The 20,699-nt window shown below is 30.0% G+C and carries 16 protein-coding genes and 1 pseudogene; 2 read left to right on the top strand and 15 right to left on the bottom strand.

Annotation, left to right across the window (positions count from 1 at the left end):
* Positions 1-12: 12 nt before the first annotated feature.
* The 6 genes from ACSG5Z_RS24750 to ACSG5Z_RS24725 form a co-directional block, all read right to left on the bottom strand.
* Positions 13-762: a sugar phosphate nucleotidyltransferase gene (locus ACSG5Z_RS24750; protein ID WP_435712405.1), complete on the bottom strand. Its 750-nt coding sequence runs from the start codon at positions 760-762 to the stop codon at positions 13-15.
* Positions 763-1,417: 655 nt separating this feature from the next.
* On the bottom strand, positions 1,418-2,095 hold the full coding sequence (locus tag ACSG5Z_RS24745) for a papain-like cysteine peptidase (RefSeq protein ID WP_340438645.1): 678 nt from the start codon (positions 2,093-2,095) through the stop codon (positions 1,418-1,420).
* Between the two features lie 414 nt (positions 2,096-2,509).
* Positions 2,510-3,637, bottom strand: a complete 1,128-nt coding sequence (locus ACSG5Z_RS24740) for a Ger(x)C family spore germination protein (protein WP_435712404.1) — start codon at positions 3,635-3,637, stop codon at positions 2,510-2,512.
* Positions 3,634-4,737: a GerAB/ArcD/ProY family transporter gene (locus tag ACSG5Z_RS24735; protein ID WP_097891992.1), complete on the bottom strand. Its 1,104-nt coding sequence runs from the start codon at positions 4,735-4,737 to the stop codon at positions 3,634-3,636. Before ACSG5Z_RS24735 ends, ACSG5Z_RS24740 begins: the two co-directional genes overlap by 4 nt.
* Complete coding sequence (locus ACSG5Z_RS24730; RefSeq protein WP_097891989.1) at positions 4,724-6,232, bottom strand: spore germination protein; 1,509 nt, start codon at positions 6,230-6,232, stop codon at positions 4,724-4,726. Before ACSG5Z_RS24730 ends, ACSG5Z_RS24735 begins: the two co-directional genes overlap by 14 nt.
* Before the next feature lie 850 nt (positions 6,233-7,082).
* On the bottom strand, positions 7,083-8,126 hold the full coding sequence (locus ACSG5Z_RS24725; protein ID WP_435712403.1) for a Fic family protein: 1,044 nt from the start codon (positions 8,124-8,126) through the stop codon (positions 7,083-7,085).
* A 1,472-nt stretch (positions 8,127-9,598) separates the two neighbouring features.
* Here ACSG5Z_RS24725 and ACSG5Z_RS24720 point away from each other — a divergent pair.
* On the top strand, positions 9,599-10,975 hold the full coding sequence (locus tag ACSG5Z_RS24720; protein ID WP_435712402.1) for a lytic polysaccharide monooxygenase: 1,377 nt from the start codon (positions 9,599-9,601) through the stop codon (positions 10,973-10,975).
* A 194-nt stretch (positions 10,976-11,169) separates the two neighbouring features.
* Here the strand turns inward: ACSG5Z_RS24720 and ACSG5Z_RS24715 are convergent.
* Positions 11,170-11,526: pseudogene (locus tag ACSG5Z_RS24715) on the bottom strand (phosphatidylinositol-specific phospholipase C); the annotation flags it as partial.
* 1,071 nt (positions 11,527-12,597) lie between these two features.
* Here ACSG5Z_RS24715 and xerS point away from each other — a divergent pair.
* On the top strand, positions 12,598-13,674 hold the full coding sequence (gene xerS, locus ACSG5Z_RS24710) for a tyrosine recombinase XerS (protein ID WP_435712401.1): 1,077 nt from the start codon (positions 12,598-12,600) through the stop codon (positions 13,672-13,674).
* Positions 13,675-13,782: 108 nt separating this feature from the next.
* Here the strand turns inward: xerS and ACSG5Z_RS24705 are convergent, their stop codons facing one another.
* The 8 genes from ACSG5Z_RS24705 to ACSG5Z_RS24670 all read right to left on the bottom strand — a co-directional run bounded on the left by ACSG5Z_RS24705 (position 13,783) and on the right by ACSG5Z_RS24670 (position 19,769).
* The gene (locus tag ACSG5Z_RS24705; protein WP_435712400.1) at positions 13,783-15,027 is read right to left on the bottom strand and encodes an MFS transporter; all 1,245 of its coding nucleotides are present in this window, start codon (positions 15,025-15,027) and stop codon (positions 13,783-13,785) included.
* On the bottom strand, positions 15,005-16,192 hold the full coding sequence (locus ACSG5Z_RS24700) for a spermine/spermidine synthase domain-containing protein (RefSeq protein WP_435712399.1): 1,188 nt from the start codon (positions 16,190-16,192) through the stop codon (positions 15,005-15,007). The genes ACSG5Z_RS24705 and ACSG5Z_RS24700 overlap by 23 nt, the downstream gene beginning before the upstream one ends.
* The gene (locus ACSG5Z_RS24695; protein ID WP_435712398.1) at positions 16,185-16,859 is read right to left on the bottom strand and encodes a pentapeptide repeat-containing protein; all 675 of its coding nucleotides are present in this window, start codon (positions 16,857-16,859) and stop codon (positions 16,185-16,187) included. Before ACSG5Z_RS24695 ends, ACSG5Z_RS24700 begins: the two co-directional genes overlap by 8 nt.
* On the bottom strand, positions 16,860-17,636 hold the full coding sequence (locus ACSG5Z_RS24690; protein ID WP_435712397.1) for a CmcI family methyltransferase: 777 nt from the start codon (positions 17,634-17,636) through the stop codon (positions 16,860-16,862).
* A gap of 13 nt (positions 17,637-17,649) precedes the next feature.
* A complete protein-coding gene (locus ACSG5Z_RS24685; protein ID WP_435712396.1) occupies positions 17,650-18,267 on the bottom strand; it encodes a DUF6445 family protein in 618 nt (205 codons plus the stop codon).
* Between the two features lie 12 nt (positions 18,268-18,279).
* Positions 18,280-18,924 carry a DUF6445 family protein gene (locus ACSG5Z_RS24680; RefSeq protein ID WP_435712395.1) on the bottom strand — a complete coding sequence of 215 codons (645 nt, stop codon included), beginning with the start codon at positions 18,922-18,924 and terminating at the stop codon, positions 18,280-18,282.
* A complete protein-coding gene (locus tag ACSG5Z_RS24675) occupies positions 18,917-19,546 on the bottom strand; it encodes a DUF6445 family protein (protein WP_435712394.1) in 630 nt (209 codons plus the stop codon). The genes ACSG5Z_RS24680 and ACSG5Z_RS24675 overlap by 8 nt, the downstream gene beginning before the upstream one ends.
* 76 nt (positions 19,547-19,622) lie before the next feature.
* A complete protein-coding gene (locus ACSG5Z_RS24670) occupies positions 19,623-19,769 on the bottom strand; it encodes a hypothetical protein (protein ID WP_170955027.1) in 147 nt (48 codons plus the stop codon).
* Between the last annotated feature and the right edge of the window lie 930 nt (positions 19,770-20,699).

Here is a 20,699-nt window from a genome sequence, read left to right as displayed (position 1 = left end):
CAGTCCTCTCCACTAAAATTTATTAGGATTCCAACTTTCATCTACGGTTTTTAAATCTTTAGGTGTATCGACACTAGCCCAAAAATCATTGTGTTCATAGACTGCCAGCTCATTATCTTTTATTAAATTTCGGAGAGGAGCTTCTTCTAGAACACAATCATCACTATTACCTAAATAATTGAATATTTCTTTGTTAAATACAAAAAACCCGCCGTTAATTACTTCATCAAGTAAGGGTTTTTCTTTAAAATCAATAGCAATTCCATTTTCAACCGCCAATAGGCCATATTGACTATTCTTTTTAATTCCAGTTAATGTAGCAATTTTTCCTTTTTCTTTATGGAATGCTATTAGTTGATCAATATCTATATTGGCTAATCCATCGCCATAAGTTAATAAAAAGGTTTCACCCTGTACAAAGGGTTCAAGTTTTTTTAGCCTTGCCCCGGTCATTGTATCAATTCCTGTATCTATAAAGTGTATATTCCAATTTTCTAATTCCTGAAGTAGCGTATATTGACTGGTTTTAAAATTCAAACTAAAGTCATTCTCTTTCCAGCTAAAATTCATAAAATATTCTTTAATTTTCTCACCTTTATATCCTAAGGGCAAAATGAAATCAGAATGTCCATATTTTCTATACCAATTCATTATATGCAAGAGGAGAGGCTTTCCTTGAACTCGAACTAATGGTTTGGGAATGTCCTCTAAAATTCCTTGCATCCGAAGCCCTTTTCCGCCACACAAAATTATGACTTTCATAGATCTATTTCCTTCCTCTCTATATATTTTACTAATTTAAACTATGTAGCTTGTTTGATAAATGTATACACGGTTGTACCATAATGACAATCAACTAAAAAAATATGTTAGATTTATAATTCAAATGCTGATTAAATGTGGAGAATACGCACTGTAGTTTATCATCAATTGTATGTAAATTAGGTTATTTTAAAAATTAATGCTTTAGTTATATTTAATACTAATGAAAGACATTGCTTGTTTGTAAGATAAAAGAGGGGGAGGGAAATCAGGGGAATTGAAGAATCTTATAATGAAAAATCTAAGAAGACAAAATTATACTGAAAATAAGATAAAGTATGGAAGTAAGTAGTCATGAACATATTACGTAGCAGAATAAACTGATTGTATAAATGATTTCAAAGAAATTAACTATTTAAAGGAAAAGTGAACAAATATTACATTTTACATTCTAGAAATCTAAAAAAGAGCACCGCATAAAGGTGCTCTAGTCATGAAATTAATTTTGTAAAGAACTATTGATCCTATAAAGAAGGACTTATGAATTATTATATGAACGGATAATGAATTAAGTGTGTATCAATTAGAGGGGAATTTTATTTCTCTACGCCTATTTTAATCTACAGACAAAATTATGTGAAAAGTAAAAAGAAAATTAATAAGTTAATGCTATTTTATTTAAAATATAATCCCAATCGGAATCATCACCTTCCCATCTATCCTGATAACGTGGGAGTTCAATTGAACAAACCCTCGGTATGCCCCAATTTTGTTCAACAATATTAGATAGACCCTCCTTAAAATTAACGATAAGAATATTAAAATCTTTATTTGTAATTTTGGATAATACGTTTTCTAATTCAACTGCTTCATCTCGATTTCCCCAAATTCTAATGAATAAAATTGATTCACTACTAGTTATTTTTTCAAGGAATCGATTAATTTTAGTGTCTAATTTAGCTTTAAAAGAAGGATAGATTACTTTCCAATCCTCATCTGAGTTAATAGGAAAGTCATGCATTGAAAAACAATTATAATAAGTGTCCTTTATACAGTGGGTAATTCGTTCTGCCCATTTAGTTTGATTATCAAATTCTGATTCAATAAGACCGTAACTTTCTGAACCTTCTATGACCATATTTTCCAACTTCATAAATTTTTCAAATCGATTTTGAAGTAATCTGTTTACATCTGAAAGTGATGGATAATAAAACCAATCTAAAGGTCCAGAAAATGTTCTTAAATGGTGCCTTTTGATTTGGTTAGTAACTTGGCACAATCCTCCTAAACTTACAATTAGGCCATAGGATTTTTGTATATCCTCTAGGTTCATCCTCATCATCCTTTTTATAGAATAATTTAAATTATCTCTTCAGTATATGATGCAATAATATATTGATGTGGACCTATATATCAAAGTAGATAAAGCCAATACATTCATACAAACTTAAAAAATCAAAATGCCTAAGTTAAGGAATTTAATCCTTGATGTTATATCATGGAGTTGCCATTGGAATGAAAGTGGTAGGGAGATTACACGAGGGTTATATATTCTCCAGCAACCTAAATTAGAAACCTGTCCTTGTTTACTTCAGTAAAATTTTAATCCTTTTAAAAAATCCTTAGATAAAAAAGAAAAAACTATTGGTTAGCATTTAACCAGTAGATTTTTCTTTGAATTAGCATCTTTTACATAATAATTATTGAAGATGGAAAATTCCATTAAGAAATGCTATTAAATACTAGACTAATTTCTAATGGTCCCAGTATCTTTTATTTTGACGTGTGTTTTTACATTTATTTTAGCCTCTGCTAACGATTGTAACCAATCTCCTTTTACTTTTTTCCACTCTTTATATTGAAAGGCTCTAGCGTATAGGGATAATCCAATTGGATCAATTTTATTCTGCTGTATCTCATTTAATATACTTTTTAAATTATTATTAATTTCTTTTTCAATAGCACTTTTTAAATTATTTATATTTTTTTTATTATCATAGTGCCCCTTTTTTAAATTCGGATTGGTTTTTTCTATTAAAGCTACATTGGCATTGATATCGAGATTAAATATAAACTTTCCGTTTTGAAAAGTAACATCTACCTTCCTTGTCGCATTCTGTATGAAGATAGAAGTGTTTGTTTTTTTGTTTGATTTTTTAGGCGGAAGCGCAAGGTGTAGTATCATTCGGCCGTTACTTTTTGGCTTATTTATAAGATTGAAAAATTTAACATCTTTTTTAGGAATATGAGTTAAGTATTTCCCTTGGCGATTTAAAAATGCAATTCCTACCGTGTCGATTTCATTCTTTGTTTTTTTAATAAATGGAACAGTTTGCGTCATTCCTTCTTCGTTTTGTTCTCTCATTAATTGTTGAATTGTAGAAGAGACGGATTGGTTATTTTGAATGGAGGATTCGATTACACCATTTATATAAGATGAAAGTGATGGTTTACTAGGCTTGTGAATTTTAAAAATTTCTTCTGCAGATCCATCTACAAGTACTATTTTAGCATTAATGGTAGCGTAAGGATCACGGTAAGAAGAATCAAGCTCCTGCAACCAATTTGCTTCTTGCGCTAATTTTTTCCCAATTAAAATGATTTCAGCTTTGGAAGCTGTCATAAAGCCCGTTAACTTCGTATCTATCTTACTGAATCCAGTATATACAGTTGATGCTTGTGTCCAATGTTCTATAGTACTTTTTGGCTGTTTATGATGAAAGAGTGGTATACTTGTTCCAACTTTTATGTCTCCATTAGAAGTTCTATCCAGGCCAATTAACAGGATTAATGAAACCTTTTCAAGAGGAATTCTCTGACTACAACCAATTATATATACACAACAAGTTACAATCCATATCCATTTTCGAATCAAAGTTGTTTCCTCCTAGTAACCCAAGTAAAAAGAATACTGTAAACGAAAAATAAGATCGGTAATAGAATAAAGAAAATGACATTTAAGATATCCATAAGAGAATAAATAAACAAATATTGATCTACATCGGGATTTACGAAAATAAATAGGCCAACTATAAATAACACAAAAGCAAGTAGCGCCCAATTTCGGGCGTTTTTTTGAAGTGATATGGTCATAGATTTAAAACTGAAAAATAAATACGGATATAAAGTAGTGGAGAATACAATTAAATAGTAAGCGATATAAATAATTTCTAAACGTTCCACGAAAGAAAAACGAACCCCTTTTAACAAATGAAATACGGGCCAAATTACGTCTTTTATCCCCTCGGGACTAAAGTATATATAAGAAAGAATAGTCACATATAGATAGAAAATCATAGTTCCAGTATTAGCTATTAGTAGTCCTTTTATGGCCTTTTGTTTTTTTTGCAAGAACGGATATATATAATATGCAATTTCTAAGCCAGCATAAGGAGTAATAGTTTCTTTTGTTGCCTTTAAAATAGGGTATAATCCCTCTTTAAAAATAGGTAGTAGGTGTAAAGGGTTGTAGTTACTCTTTAGTGAAAAAAGAAGAAATAGTGGCATCCAAGTAGTAAAGAAGAAAACAAGCATAGAATAACTAGTAAGAGCCCTTAACCCACTCAGAGCTAAAATAATAAAAGGTAATAGTAATAATATGGTGATTTGATAAGCAGGAGTGGAAGGGAATATCCACACTTTTACAATATTAGTTGCCTTTAATAAAGTATTGAAGCCAGCAAAAAATAGATAAAAGGCATATAAAAGAAAAAGAATTGTCCCTATCCATTTACCAAAGTATGTTTTTAAGATTTGTGAGAAGTTTTTGTTAGGATTTTTTTGTAACATTAATATAATAAACACGCCAATTATAGAAGTAGCTATCCATCCAAGAATGATCGAAATCCAGCCATCTGTCCCTGCCGTGGTAGCAAGTGGGCTTGGCATAATTAACATACCAGATGCAAGTTGCAGTGAATGAATGAAAATAATGAATTCGAATAAAGTTAATTTTTGAAACTTAAGATTCCCCATGTGAACCACCTTCTTTTTTCTTTCTTTGTTTCGGCTGACCTATACTCGAGCGGCTGGTAAGCATAGAAATAGGAAATCTTACAAAAGAATCTTTTAACTCTTGGAGACGAAATGGTGCTATTGGCAATCCGTATGGTGAACCATAAGAAGTTAGTGAAACAAAATGAGCAAATAAGAGCATTAATCCACTAACAATACCTACAATCCCATAAAAGTAAGCCAATAACATCATTGGAAAACGAATAAGGCGTATAGAACTCGATAAATCATAATTAGAAACAATAAATGAGGCAATGGCTGTAATAGATACGATAATAACCATAACGTTACTAACAAGCCCAGCTTGAACAGCCGCCTGTCCAATTACAATCCCTCCAACAATTCCAATGGTTTGTCCAATTGGTTGTGGTAAGCGAATACCAGCTTCACGTAGCATTTCTAGTGTGATTTCCATTATAAAAGCTTCCAATAAAGGAGAGAAAGGGACTTTGACTCTTGACGTTGCAATAGAAGTGTATAAATCTATAGGAATGATTTCAAAGTGAAAAGAGACTACAGCAATATAAAATGCCGGTAAAAAAATAGCTATTATAAATCCTGCAAATCGTAATAAGCGAAAAAATGATGCAACGAGCCAATGAATATTATAATCATCTGGAGTTTGAAAGAATCCAATTAAATTCATTGGAACAATCATTGCGCCAGGGGATCTATCCATTAACACTGCTACTTTTCCATCAAGTATATGATTTGAAATAGCATCTGGACGTTCACTTAAATAAGCCTGTGGAAAAGGAGACCAATTTTGATCCTTTGTAAAATTAGATAGTTCACCAATGCTTAATACCGCATCCGTTTTAATTCTACAGATTCTGTTTTCTATTTCTTGAACTACATCTGCATTCGCAACGTCACCTAAATAAATTAAATAAACAAAAGAAGTTGCTCGTTCTCCAATCGTCAGCTTTTTGATTTTTAACTCTGCAGAAGGAAGATATCGACGAATTAAGCCTATATTTTTTGTGGCATTCTCAATAAATCCATCATGCGATCCTTTAATAGTAACTTCTGAAATTGGTTCTTGAATTGCTCTCTCTGCCCAGCCTTTTGTATTTATTAGAAGTGAACGATTTTCTCCTTCCATAAATAGTACACATTGACCTTCAAGTAATCCTTCTTTAATTTCATTCCATGTATATACTATTTTGGTATGAGTAGCGATAATATTAGAATTAAATATTTGACTGTCTTGATTTACTTCTTGTAATAATGGTGTAACAACATTGCCTTTTAAAGCAACACCATCAGTAAGGCCTTCAAAGTAATATAGTAGAATATTCGTATTTGTTTTTAATTGCAAAGGGTGTTCAATTAAATCTGCACTAATATCAAAGATATTATCTAATGTATTTTTAAGTTCTTTTAAGTTACTTGTTTGGATTTTTTCAATATTTTTATCTGTTTTAGTTTCTAAGGTCTCTTCATTTAAGGACAAAATTGACACCTCTTTAATATATAACGATTAGTTGTATTTATTATTTTTATAAGATGGAATTTTATTCACAAATTCAAACAAATTGGGAATAGAAATTAATAATTGAGAGCAAAAAAGTAGAGGTGATTTGTGTGGAAATCTAAGTATCGAGTTAGAATTGAAATTTGAATGATTATAATAAAAAAGAACCCTTGATGGGCTCTTTTTTATAGTTGGTAAATATGTTATCAACAATAGATGGCATTTAAGGCAGTGATTTAGATCTCATTAAGTCAATCAGCTGAATTTTCTAGGAAGAATTTTTTTCATATCTGAATGCTCGATAAAAAATGAAATTACAATTATTTGGGTGTTCTAGTGTAATTGAACTTTGCACGCTAACAAATTTTGTTTAGGGACAAAATGTTTTTTCTGAATTAACAGAAAAATATATGTGCAAAATTCCTATTGGTTATTTTGTTAGGTATCAAATATTTCTTTGGCCTTACTTTCTTGATATTACCGTACGTTTATATGTTTCTAAGGGAAAGAAATACTTTCAGTCGTATTACCATCTATTGTTTGATTAAGATGGTAACATGAAAATGAAACGTTTACAACCAGAAAATAAAGAAAGAATATTAAATTACGACTTTTTTCGACATTTTTTCTGTATTAATATCTAATATTTTTATAGGAAAAGGTGGAGGGAAACGTACCTTTTCCTATAAAAAGTTGTGTAAGAATTAGAAATAATTAAAGTAGTAATAATAGCTTAAAATATAATTCAATGAATTTGAGCCCAAAATCATTGAAACGATTGCTAACGTTATAATTGAATTTTTGAGCTGTAAGAGTTTTAAAAATATGGTCAAACTTTAGTCCACTTTGCGTTTCTTCCTTTTGTAACTAGCTTAATATGGCCAAATAATTGCAAGGAATTTAAAGCCTTACTAATTGTACTCTCTGCAATGTCTGGATATCTGTTACGAATACTTTCCTTAGTAAAGGGTTGTTTTTGTTTAAATATAAAATCCTGAATTCTCTCAACTTTAGTATGTTTACATATAGAATCTAGAACGGTGTTATGCAGATCTTTGTAAGCCTCTAATATAATAGTTAAAAACGTTTTTAACCAAAAGCTACTATTATGTTCCTCGCAGTACCAATTTACCGAAGATTTATAAATCGAATTGTAATATTCAGATTCATTTTTCTTAATATACTTATCCAAACATACATATTTTACAAATGTATGTCCACTCTTAATTAGCAACAACTGCATTAACATAAATGCTAGCCTGCCATTACCCTGATTGAAAGGGACTATGCAATAAAAATTTAATATAAAACGAGCTATTAATAAAAGCGAATGTAGCCCCTTACTAGTATTTAATGAGTTGTATTGATCACATAATTGCTCCATAAACTGTGGAATTAGTTCATGTGGAAGAATGCGGTAACTATTCAAGTGCATTCCATGCTCAGGAATACCTGGAATAATAAAGGGTTTTTCACGCCATTTGGCACTGTCAGAGGTAATGTAATGTATTAACTGAAAATGTAATTCCTGTATAGTTGCTGGATTAATTGATAAAGTACAGGAGTTTTTATGTACAAAAGAAAGTGTTTGATAATAACAAAAAATAGCATCTTCCGAAATGTTTTGAGGTACTATATCATCTAAAATAAGTTCTTTTAATCTTTTATGAGGAACTTTTATATCCTCATAAATAGTAGTGAAATTTTTTATGTAATGTAGCGGTATAGTTTTTTCTAAACTATTAAATATGTCAGGGTTTTGTTCCTGATAAGCAGCTAATTTTCCTTTGAACTCGCTAATTTCACTTATTAAATTGATTAACCTCCTTTTTAATTCAATATTTTTATACTTATCATCAAAAAAGTCTCTCATTTTTGTTCCCCCTGTAACCCCTTAACACGTTGTTGCATACATCTTTCCATTCTAAAGGTATTTCATGACATCATTGTGAAATAACGACATTTTTTGTTTTGATTTTGATCGTGTTTTAGAAGCTATATTTTTATTTGATAATAAAAATATAGGAATTATAAAGAAGAATCGTTAGGATTCAATTTTAATAGGCATAATCCTAACATCAAATGTACAAATGTACAATAAAAAAATAAAAAATATAAAACTATAGAGTCTTTTGAAAGATTATTAAGTAGTTGTAGCTATAGATGTGTTTTAGTTTAAGAGTAAATATTGAAGTGATAATAAAGTTTTTATGGTTGAGAAAATGGATAAGTCATTAATTTGTGACAGTTATATGCCTAATCAATTCATTTGCTATTATGAGAATTCTAAAATTAAATCTAAACGAGCTTAATTTTCTATATTTAGCATAAATATTAGGGGAGTAAGTTGATGAAATGTATCATTAAATATAGAAATATGTAACGTTTCATACTGGTATTGTAAAATATTATGACATAAGTTAATTTAAATACTAGGTACAGGAACATGTAATAAAAATTCAGTAATGTACCCTTTAAACGTTTCACCCTAAAAACGTTAGTGAAAACCTCAAACATACTGAAGTTTTTCCCTTTGTTTCTGTACCTTATTAGGTAAAAATAATACAATAAATTGGTAGAACTTTATGGGGGAAATTGGATTTTTAATCTCTTTCTTATCTTACATAATCAATCTCTTAATGATTTGTTTAAAATAAGGATTAACAGGGTAGGAGATGACTAATAAAAAGGACTATAAAGTTAAGTTGGACAAACGATCAGGGAAACGAAAGGTTAATTTCGTCGTGTAACTGAGAAGCACCCACTTTATGTTTTGCTAAGTGGTGGGTAGTTCATTTTGCTTGGTAATTTTAATATATGAGTTTGAACATCCTGCCTGAAGCAAATCACTATATAAATTACAGTAGTTATGTGGTTATAGGAGTAAATGTCTAAGATTAAAGGATTTGTGTGCATTCCCCATGTGAATATAAGTAGATTATTTATTGTGTTTTTTAAGGTTTAGAAAATATGTGTGAATTTAGCTTTAGAAATGACTTATTTGCAAGTTATATAATAGGAATGTGAAGTCTGGAAGAAACTGATATTATCAGTTCCTTCCAGACTTTTTTACTTTAAAACTGTATTTTTTTACATAAGGTTAAATATAATTCTTTAAATTAACATTTGAATTTTTTGTGAAAATAAGAGGGGTTTTCATTGCTCTATTAATACATAATGTTACAAAATAGACTTATTGTATTTATTTTATTTTTATATGAGATTAAAAATAATAATAAACGTACCAATGTATGAGAGATATTAGTATATTTATTAGTAATTTGTTCGTTTATCTCTATATTGCTATTATATTAGCGATAGCAATAATATATTGGGGGGACAAGAATGAATTTGAAATTTACATCTAAATTTGAAAGATTAAGAAAAAGTAAAAAAGGAATTAGTGCTTGTGTTTTAGCCGCAGGGGTGACGGCTATTACTATGATTCCTCAAAGTGCTTATGCACATGGATTTGTTGAAAAGCCAAGCAGTCGTGCTGCTTTATGTAGTCAGAATTATGGAGCGTTGAATTTAAATTGTGGAAATATAATGTACGAACCTCAAAGCCTAGAAGCACCTAAAGGATTCCCAGATGGGGGACCGATTGATGGAAAAATCGCTTCGGCAGGAGGACTGTTTGGAGGAATTCTTGACCAACAAACATCAAATCGCTGGTTCAAAAACACGATTAAAGGTGGAGCAAATACCTTTACATGGAAATATACAGCTGCACATCCTACAAGTAAATGGCATTATTACATTACAAAAAAGGGATGGGATCCTAATAAACCATTAACACGTGCTGAATTAGAACCAATTGGAACTGTGAAACATGATGGTTCTGCTGCATCAAATAATTTAACACATACAATTAATGTACCAACTGATCGCAATGGTTATCATGTTATTTTAGCTGTATGGGATGTAGCAGATACGTCAAATGCGTTTTATAATGTAATTGATGTAAATCTAGTAAATAATGAAACTCCCGATACAGTAGCTCCAAGTCAACCAACTGAATTAAATGCGTCTAAAGTTACTGCCAATAGTGTTGCACTAACATGGAAGGCTTCTACGGATAATATAGGTGTAAAGGAATATCAAGTGTTACGCAATGGGGAAGTAATTGATACGGTACCAGGTACAACATTTATTGATAAAAAACTAAAAGCAAATACGGAATATACCTATACAATAAAGGCGTTAGACTCTGCTGGAAACATATCAAAAGAAAGTGAGGAACTAAAGGTTAAGACAACAAATGAAATCCCAGATATAGAAGCTCCGACGCAACCGAAAGGATTACATAGTATGAGTACAACAGCGACCACTGTTGATTTGATGTGGAGTCCGTCTGAAGATAATGTAGGTGTAGACCATTATATTGTATATAGAGAAAGCTTTGGAGTTATGAATAAAATTGGGACAACGGCTAATACATCCTTTATGGATAAAGAATTAAAGGCTAATACATCGTATAAATATGTAGTGACGGCGGTTGATTTAGCTGGAAACGAATCTAGTAGCAGTGATGTATTAAATGTAGTAACAAAGTCAGAGGATTCCACATATGAAAAATGGGATGCAAGAAAAGCATATACAAAAGGTGATAGAGTAGTACATGAGGGAAAAGTGTATGAAGCAGTTCAAGATTATCAAGGCAATGGTGACACAAATTGGATTTTTGCCCTATCGCTTTGGAAGCCAGTTTTGAATAAATGATAAGCGGGAAAATGTAGTTAACATTAATGGATTTTTCTTTGAAAGTAAAGGGTCGTTCCAAATATAAATCTATTAATGGTTTAAATGATATGCTAATAAATTTACTCACCATCCTAATGTTGACGAAATAAAATCAGAAAAGAATCCCAACGGTATTCCTTCAAAAAGGAACTCCAATGGGATTCTTTTATTTTCTAATTTGTAATAGCGTATATTTTCACAGTGAATTTGCTAGTGGCACCAATTGGACTTGCGATATAATATTTAGTATTTGTGTAAGCCTCAGTCCTAGATCCATGTGAAATGTTTTTCTAACGAATAGAATCGGTACCTAAGGAAACATCAATCATTACATTGAAAGAGATAGTAGAAAGATGATCTTTCTCTGAAGGCTCAATAACCCATTTTAATTCTTTAGTACCTACAGGTAAATTATCAATTTTAAAGTTTTGACTAGAACGATTTTTTTGTCCAGATAAAGGACTAGATTGGGATGGAGTTTGCGAAATTAATATCTCTTTTTCATTCGAATGTACACCATTTAAGGGTAACTTGTTTCCCTAAGTTGATGGGCATGTGACAATAGCCCCATAAGAGTTCATAGTCATTTAGTTTACATAATCTATCTTATAGGTGTTTGTAAACTAAAGAGTTCAATGAATCTCAAATAAAAAAGAATACTTGTGTTATTGAGACCGAAGGGGATTTTAGAAGTTATATTTTGAAATCTGTATTAATATCACATTTAGCTGAATGATCAGCTAAACCAAGTACAATATAAAAGCACTAAAGGAAACACTCTATTTCGACATCATAGACAATCAAGTTTTGTGAAAAATACAATCTATTTAGTGTTAAGCGATTAAAGTTAATTGTTTTGTATTTAAGTATATATACTGAATATGTCCTATAAGCAATCGTATAGTGAATATTAATATGTATAGTGGAATGTAGCTGAAACTAAATGATACTGAGACTGATGAAAGGGTAAAGTGAATGACGTAGTGTGTTAGATGAGCATAAAAGTTAATATGAAGAAGTAAAAACAAACACTCCATAACTTCGCACGAAATACCAATTTTACGAACAATAAGATAGTTAAATAAAAATCTAATACCGTATTTAAGGATATCAAGCTCAATTACATGAGTCTTGATATATTGGTATGTGGCTATATAATTCATATTTTATATAGAAATTATTAAATGTTGGACTATTCATTGAAAAATTTCATAGTAAATTACCTTTTAATATATAGGATTTTTTCTTATGTTAATCTAATTAATTCCTCAAAATCATGATTAAATTAACTAATACATGTTAGATAACGAATTTTAAACTGTTTTCATATATTGATTTTTTTGCATGAATTTATATATATAAATTGTTTTATTTTAAATACATTTATATGTAGTTTTTCCACCATTTTTTATGGTTAAATACGAATTTCTCACTTAATTATCTATAATTTTTATTTGAGTAAATACATTATTCCTTTCACTATTGATTATATTTTAGCATCTCATAATTTAATTATGTAAATAAGTTTGTGTAAAAATTGAATTTAATGCGAACTTGTGTTCGAGTATCTTTTCTGTTATAGTATATATGAGGTGATTTTTATGGATTACAGTAAACAACGTCAAAAATCCGTACATCGTAAGAAATTATACGAGAATTTAAATGAAATGCCCTTTTACATAGAAGAATTTGTGGAGTACAAAGAATTGCATGATGCCTCTCCCTCCACCCTACTGAATTATGTATATGATTTTAGAGTCTTCTTTAATTGGCTATTATCAGAACAAATTATTGAATTTAAGCCCATTAAAGACATATCCTTCTCTGATTTGGAGAATTTAAAGAAAAAAGATGTTGAGAACTTTATGAGGTTTCTAAAACTACAACAAAACATGCAGAATTCCTCTGTTAACAGAAAAATTTCGGCCTTAAAGTCTTTATTTAAGTACCTCACCTCCCTATCAGAGAATGAAGATGGAGAATGCTATTTTTATAGAAATGTAATGGCTAAAATTGAAATACATAAAGATAAAGAAACATTAAATGCTCGTGCAAAACGTATGAGATCTAAAATATTCCATAATGATGATGATCAAGAATTTCTGAATTATGTTAAGTACGAACATGAAAAATCTTTAACAAAACATCAGTTATTCTATTTCCTAAGAGATAAAGAGCGTGATGTAGCTATCCTCTCCCTCTTTCTTGGTAGTGGTATTCGTGTAAGTGAATTGGCCGATCTCCGCATGGAAGATATAAACTTAAAAGAAAGACTAATTGATGTAATCCGAAAAGGAAACAAAGAAGATTCCGTTTGGATTACCCCAATTGCATTAAATGATCTTGAAAAATATATGGAGATTAGAGATAACAAATATGCTCCAGGAAAAGAATTACAAAATGTGTTTTTATCGAGGTATAAACATACTGCACAACCTCTTTCGGTTAGAGCTATCCAGGATATAGTAGAAAAATATACTAAAGCCTATGGTAAAAAAATGTCTCCTCATAAATTAAGACACACATTGGCAAATAAATTATACATGGAAGAAAAAGACTCGTTACAAGTGATGCAGCAACTTGGGCACACGAGTCAAGATACAGCTTTGTTATACACTCAGCTTGGAGAAACAACTATTAAAGATAGTTTAGGGAGAATTGGAAAGAATAAAGAATAAAAGTTCAGCGATATATAATTGCTGAACTTTTATTCTTTATGAATGGAAAAGCATGTTTTAAATACTATTTCACATCTAATTTTATTATGTAAAAAATATATAGTTTTTTTATAAATTAGATTCAGATTTTAAATTATTCCAACCTTCATTTTTGTTTAAATTATTGATTAACCTATACAATACCATTGTTAAACATATAAATATTACTCCTAGCAGGATATTTGGTATTCTTAGAGCGAATTCTCTACCAATTATAGGCTCAAAAAAAGTTACAAGGCTTCCCCCAAATAACATACCAATTGGGTTCATACCCCATGATAATAACCTTATTACGCTACCAACCCTACCTAATTTTTCATTGGGAGTAACTTTTTGTCGGAAAGAAAGATTAGATACATTCCAAATGACAATAAAATAACTTCCTATAAAATACATTATCATAACAAAATAAGAATTGTTTGCAAATCCAACCGCTCCAAAAGTTAAACCCATTATTAATAATGATATCAAAATAGTCTTCTCAAACCCCCATCTATTTTTGATAAAGGATATGGTTTGGCTACCAATAATACTACCAATAGTACTCACAGATATTAGTATCCCAAATCCAAAGGAATCTAAGTTTAATATTTCTCTTACAAAGAACACTTGTATGCTTAATGTCGCAGAAAACATCAAAGTGATTCCAACTCCTAAAAATGAAAGATATTTTAACATAGGATTAGTTAAAACAAATGAAATTCCTTCAGATATTCTTGCCCTCTCGTTTGTTTGTTTAACTTTTAAGCCGGCTTTTATTAATAAAATAAACGGCAATGTAATTATAAGAAGAATCAAATCCACTGTAAATGGAAGCATTATTCCAATTGGTATAATCATTCCTCCTAGAGCTCTTCCCAAGACATCGCTCATCGTCAATCTTGATGTCATTACATAGCCATTTGCTTTCTCTAAATGCTCAGCTTTAACAAGATTTGGGACAACTGTTTGAGAAGTACTATCATATACAACTTTTGTTATGCCTAATCCAAATGCAATAAGAATTAGAAGGGGAATACTAACTTTATTAGTTAATATTATTAAAATGAGTATTATCAGTAATACAATTCTGCTAATTATTGAGTAAATTAATAATTTTTTTCTTGAAACAGAATCTATTAAAACTCCAACATGTAGACTGAATAATAACCATGGTAGAACCATTGAAGCAGAAACTAAAGAAACTAAGAATGTGTTGGATGTTAAAGACGATGTTAACCATGGTAGTGCGAGTAAAGTTAATCCGTCACCCAAAGTAGAAAAGGAAACGGCAGTCAAAAGTTTTATGAAGTCACTTCCATAACGAGCTCTCATAGCAAAAACCTTTCTCTTGGATTATACTATCAATATCATTAATAAAGTCGTCATATTTTCCATGCTGGTTTATTATGATGGAAACTATTTGAGTTAGTGCAAAATGAACACCCCACTCCAGGTGATTTTTCATTATAAAACTTTTATTTGTAATAAACCACTCAATAAACCAAGAAAAATCATAATTTATATTATAGGACAAACTGCCAAGATATATTGGTAAAAATGAAGCTTCAACTCTTTTGTCTCTTAATAAATCAATAGTAAGTTGTAAAAATATTTCTCGTTTATTTAAAACAGAATCCCTAAGGTTTTGAATTGTTAAGGGTTCTTGTTTATCTATCGTATATTTATTTAATACATTTAATAAAGTGTCCCATCTTAATAACATCTCTTCATTAAGAAATTTTTTTGTTAGTATATCTAATTTTAGATAATCAAGATTAATCGGTTTATCTATTTTAAATCTAGACTTCCACCTTAGATTAAGCATCTTATATGCTAGTAAGTCATGACTATTTAGCTTAACATTTGGTTTCCCAAGTGATATGGGAGTATCGTCCATAGAAGAAACCATGGTCATATTTCTTCTATTTGATATATAAGAAACATTATTAAACACCTGATTAAGTAAACCCAAAATATATATTTGCGGATTGTTCCCTTGTAAAGGATGCAAATGATCAGGTAAACCAAAGGCATTTAATATTACAAGTCCATTATCACTGAGTAGACTTTTAATTTTTTTCAAATAGTTAATAGTAAATACAAAATCTGGATAACCAATATTTGTATATAGATCAATACAGATACAATCAAACTGATAACCTTCAAAGAAATCATAAATATTTTCAGCATTTATATTGAAAAAGTTTATATTTCTTGATATGAAAGGAATATATTTATTATGTATTGCATTCGTAATTGCAATATTGTTTTCATCAAGATCAACAACATAGACTTCTGTTTCAGGATTGTTAATTAAAAAGGGTCTTAACGCACCACCTTGCCCTCCGCCTAATAATAATATTTTCTTGTTATTCTTTAAGTTTACTAAGGCGAAATCATCAGTTTGAGACCCATTAAATATTCGGTCTCCCCTTAGTACAGAATCAACACTGTGTAAAAAGATTTGTTCTTTACTATAGAGGGAATATTCAGTCATGTTTAGAACCTCGCGTATCTGCTCTTGAAATGTCTAATCCATCCATAAAGCATTCATCAAATTTAACTCCCCATAAATAAGCTCCCCATAACTCAGCTCCTCTTAAAGAGGCTCCCTTAAATAATGTGTCTCTTAGTTCACATTGTCGAAGGTTCGATCTTCTTAGGTCAGTGTGTTGAAAAGTTGAACCTAGCATATTTGATTTTTCTAAATTTGCACCTTGTAAGTTTGCATTTGAAAAATCTACATTTTTTAAATTTGCATTTTTTATAATGACTCCTATGAGTATTGAATCTCTTAAAGTAGAACCATTTAAGTTTGCATTTGAAAGATTCGCACCAGGGAAGTATATACCATCAAGTGTTAAGCCGAATCCATAGTCTATTAGAAATTCTTCTACACTAAAAAAACCCTCGAAAGTAACTTCTGAGGATGTACTAATTTTTGTCTCTGAAAAAATTGCTAGTATTTTGCTTTCAATTTTCCCTATTGATCTAAAATCCTCATATAAATTGATATATTTTTTTTCAACAACTGTTCCAGATTTTAAATTAGGAAGGAATAAATTATCTATAAAAAGATTTTTATCTACTTTTCCTAGAAAAATTCGTTTACTTCCTTGGTTATTCAGATATACTTCTCTAATTCTATCGATTGGATTAATCATCTAATCCCCCATTTTTGTAATAATAGAGTTAACTGCTGATACACTGTTTATGCCAAAAAAGTCTGTGTATCTGGTGTCAACAAAGAACTTCATTTTATTTATTGCCCAATCTTTAATTTCTTTCTGTTTTGAGATACTATCTTCTATAATCATATAGTCCCCAGGTCTCATTAAATTAGAAAATACTTCTAATATCCCTTTTGTATTAACATGACAGTCTTCAATAATTATCAATGGGTGTTCTAAGTTATCTAATAATTTTTTATATTTTATATTTTGAATATCATTTGCATCTAAATTTAAGTAGTCAACATTTTCCTCAATTTGAAAACCTTTAATATTTACCCCCATCACTTTTGTTTTATAATTATATTCATTTGCGACTGATTTCAACCATCTAAGACTCGTGGGAGTTGCACCAAATTCAAAAATTGTTAAAGGACGGATTTCATAAATCATTAATTCATATATAGATTTATCGTATAAATTTTTAAAAAGTGGTTGACCCTTCCATAAATACACTTCATCTTTCCCCTGACTATATAATCTGCATAAAAGGGGTAATTCCGAAGCTTTGATTCTTTCAATTCTTTTTGATACCTGCTCATACCTAGGACTAGATAAATTTTTACTATTTATTATTTTTTTAAACAATGTAGATTGGTCTTTAGAATATAGTTCATCAAGAATAAAATTATCTAAAACCGTTGGAATTCCACCCTGTTCAATAATTTTCTTATTTATTTCTGCAATCAAAAATGAAGATTGATATTTCATTTTTATCCCCACTTTAATCATTATTAAAAAAGAAGACTTGTGAAAGCCTTGAATTAATTATATTACTTCCAAATTGTTCTGTAATTCCATGAAAGTATTTTTCTCCTCTAATTAATATCAGCCTATTAAACTTTAAAGGTATTTCTCTTAGTAAGCTCCAAGAACCTTTTTCTTTCGTAATAGGTAACACATATCTTTGGTCAAATTCAAATACATCCTTGCACCCAATATGTTCCAATTCATCTGATGAAGGGACGGTAGACAAATCTAATTCCTCATGTTTATAAATACCAAGGCCACCTTTACAATCTTCATTTAAACTTAAATAAACAATTGCTGCCCAGCTAACTTTATCAAAATGCACTTTAGTTCGAGAATTATCATTTGCAGTACAGAATCTGAATTTACCGAAGACATATTTTTTTGGATCTACATGTATCCTCCGATTAACTAAACCTTCAAATTTTTCAATATGTTTCTCCGTATAAAATGCCTTTATAGATTCCCCCCCTGGAAAGTTAGCTTTATTTTCGAAAAAATTGTAATCAGTATTTAATGCCAGTTTTCTAATTTTCATGGGGTCACTATAAAAATTGTCAATAACTAGTATATCTTCATTTAGAAAAGTCAATGTTTATCATCCTTATATAGTAATCATTTTTGAGAGCGACTCAGGTTTTACTAATTCTTTAAAAAAGAAATTTTGAGTAATTCTACAATCGTTAGAGTTTTCCCCAAAACCCTTCATAGGTGCGTGATATAATTCGCAACCTTTAATTAATACTAGTCTATTAAATGTATTTCCTATGAAGCTTATTAACTCCCATTTAGAAAGGTCATCCATATCCCTTCTAATCACATTCATCTCGAATTCAGAAGCATCTTCGTGCCCCAACTGTCTTGCCTCTTCGTCAGTAGGAGGACCTATCAACCCTGTTTCTCTATGCCTATATATTCCTAATCCTGAATCTAGTGGAGCGTTGGGAGTTAGAAAAACCAATCCTGCCCAATCAATTATTGTATCTGCGTGAACTTTTAATACTTTTCCTGTATTTTTTGTTATTAAACGAAAACCTCCAAAAGTAAATCTCCCTTTAGGATCCTCAATTTTATTACCTACTATTTTTTCAAAAACCTCAATAATTCCATTAGCATCAAATTCTTTATCACTTTGATAACCTGGGTAGTTTAACTTTGCAACTGAAGAATAATTAGATTTCAGCGCTAAATTCCTAATCAATTCTGGATTTTTATAAAAGTTTTCTATAACAATTATTTTATTATGCATTTAAAACACCCGCCTTTCTATTGAAGAAAAATCTTTGGGTCAGCCTTCCATTACTAGGGGAATCTCCAAATCCAGAAGAAGCTCTATGAAACAATGCACCCGATTTAAATAAAACCAATCTATTATATCTCATATCCAGATGCATTGTTTCTTCCCAATCTTCTGGACTAAGTTTCCAATTAAGATAATCTTCATACCAGGTCTTCATTGAGCTATACCCTAGTTCTTGTAACTCATTTATTTTAGGTGGGCCAGTCAGCCCGGTTGGCTTGTGACGATATAAAGATAAACCACCTTGGCATAAGCTATCAGGAACTAAATATATAATTCCCGACCAATCAGTATCATCAAAGTGTGTAGTTTGATCCACCCTAGAATACTCAGGGTAAAAAGCAAAAACACCAAATCCCATTTTTTTAGGGTTAACATCAATATTAAATCCTAATATACTCTCAAATTTATTTATAATTTCATTTGTATAATAATTTTTTTCTGTTTCTATGCTTGGTTTTTTCTCACCTTGTAGATTTTCATCAATCCATCCGTGAACATTTAATGCTAAATTTCTTACTTTATTCGGTTCTTTGTAAAAATCATCTATTACAATAATATCTTTTTCCACAATATTACCTCCCTAATATATATTGAATAAGCGTACTGATTAGTAAATAAATCTCCTAACCAAGTACGCTTATGTATTAGAATGAAATTGCAGATTCTAATTGTGCCCTCTCTTCAGCAGTAAGGGGTTCAGAACTACCATGAGACGGCATGTTGTTATCAGAAGTACGTGCATATACTTCTTGATCGAATTCTTCTAAAGTATCTAATACTTTATTTTCCATTGTTATCACCACCTTCCAAATAACTTCCACTTTATGATAACATTACCAATCATATTTGTCTATATTTTCTGTTTTTTTAAAATTGTATATTAATTAACTTCGATCTTAAAAGTGAAATGTGTGGGAGTAATTCTTCTTTTAGGGTATCATGTTTCTTACATTTCTTTGACTATCCGAAATAATGAACTTTTTTTAAATTATTATAGTAATTGTGTATGCATATCCCATGTAATGTTTGTAGTTTTATATTACTACCACTTTGAATATAAAATACTATTTAATTGATTTGGAATGCACTATTCCGTAAAATGATTTGAAGATATATTTTCAGGAATAACCATAGATTTATTCTGCTTATTAATTCCTAATCGTTTGTTCACTTCAAATAATTTTACAGATGGAAGAACAAGAATCGTTATAAGTGATGCAGCAACTTTGGGAAACAACTATAAAAATAGTTTGGGGAGAATAGGAAAAAGAATAAGAGTTTAGCAATTTTGCATTGCTGAACTCTTATTCTTTTTCTTCCTTTCCTATAAACAACAGCTAGATATAATTCGCTTAAAATTTACTTTTATTACATAAAAAATACATAATTTAAATTCTACATTAATTGGTATATATAAACACTTTTTTTATTAGACATGATTAAAAATTACGGATTCTTATAATTCTAATTTATGTTAAATTCTCATTTAACGAACACTTCAGAAGATGGGAAGTAGAACTCCCCTTTTACCTTAAATTGTAGAAAGATATGAAAATGGATACTTTTTAGACACGAAAGTAGATACTTCTTGAATATCTTTCGTTACTAATATAAATTCTAAATGAATTTTCACTTCACATTTAATCAATATTATTTTAAAAAATTTAAATAATAAAAAATAGCCAGTCAAAAGAGCGTGTTGTTATATATTTAGCTAAACA

It is taken from the genome of Bacillus pretiosus, from assembly GCF_051294775.1.
Taxonomy (GTDB): domain Bacteria; phylum Bacillota; class Bacilli; order Bacillales; family Bacillaceae_G; genus Bacillus_A; species Bacillus_A wiedmannii.
Note: the sequence above shows the minus strand (reverse complement) of the source record. Positions and strands in the feature narration are given on the sequence as shown.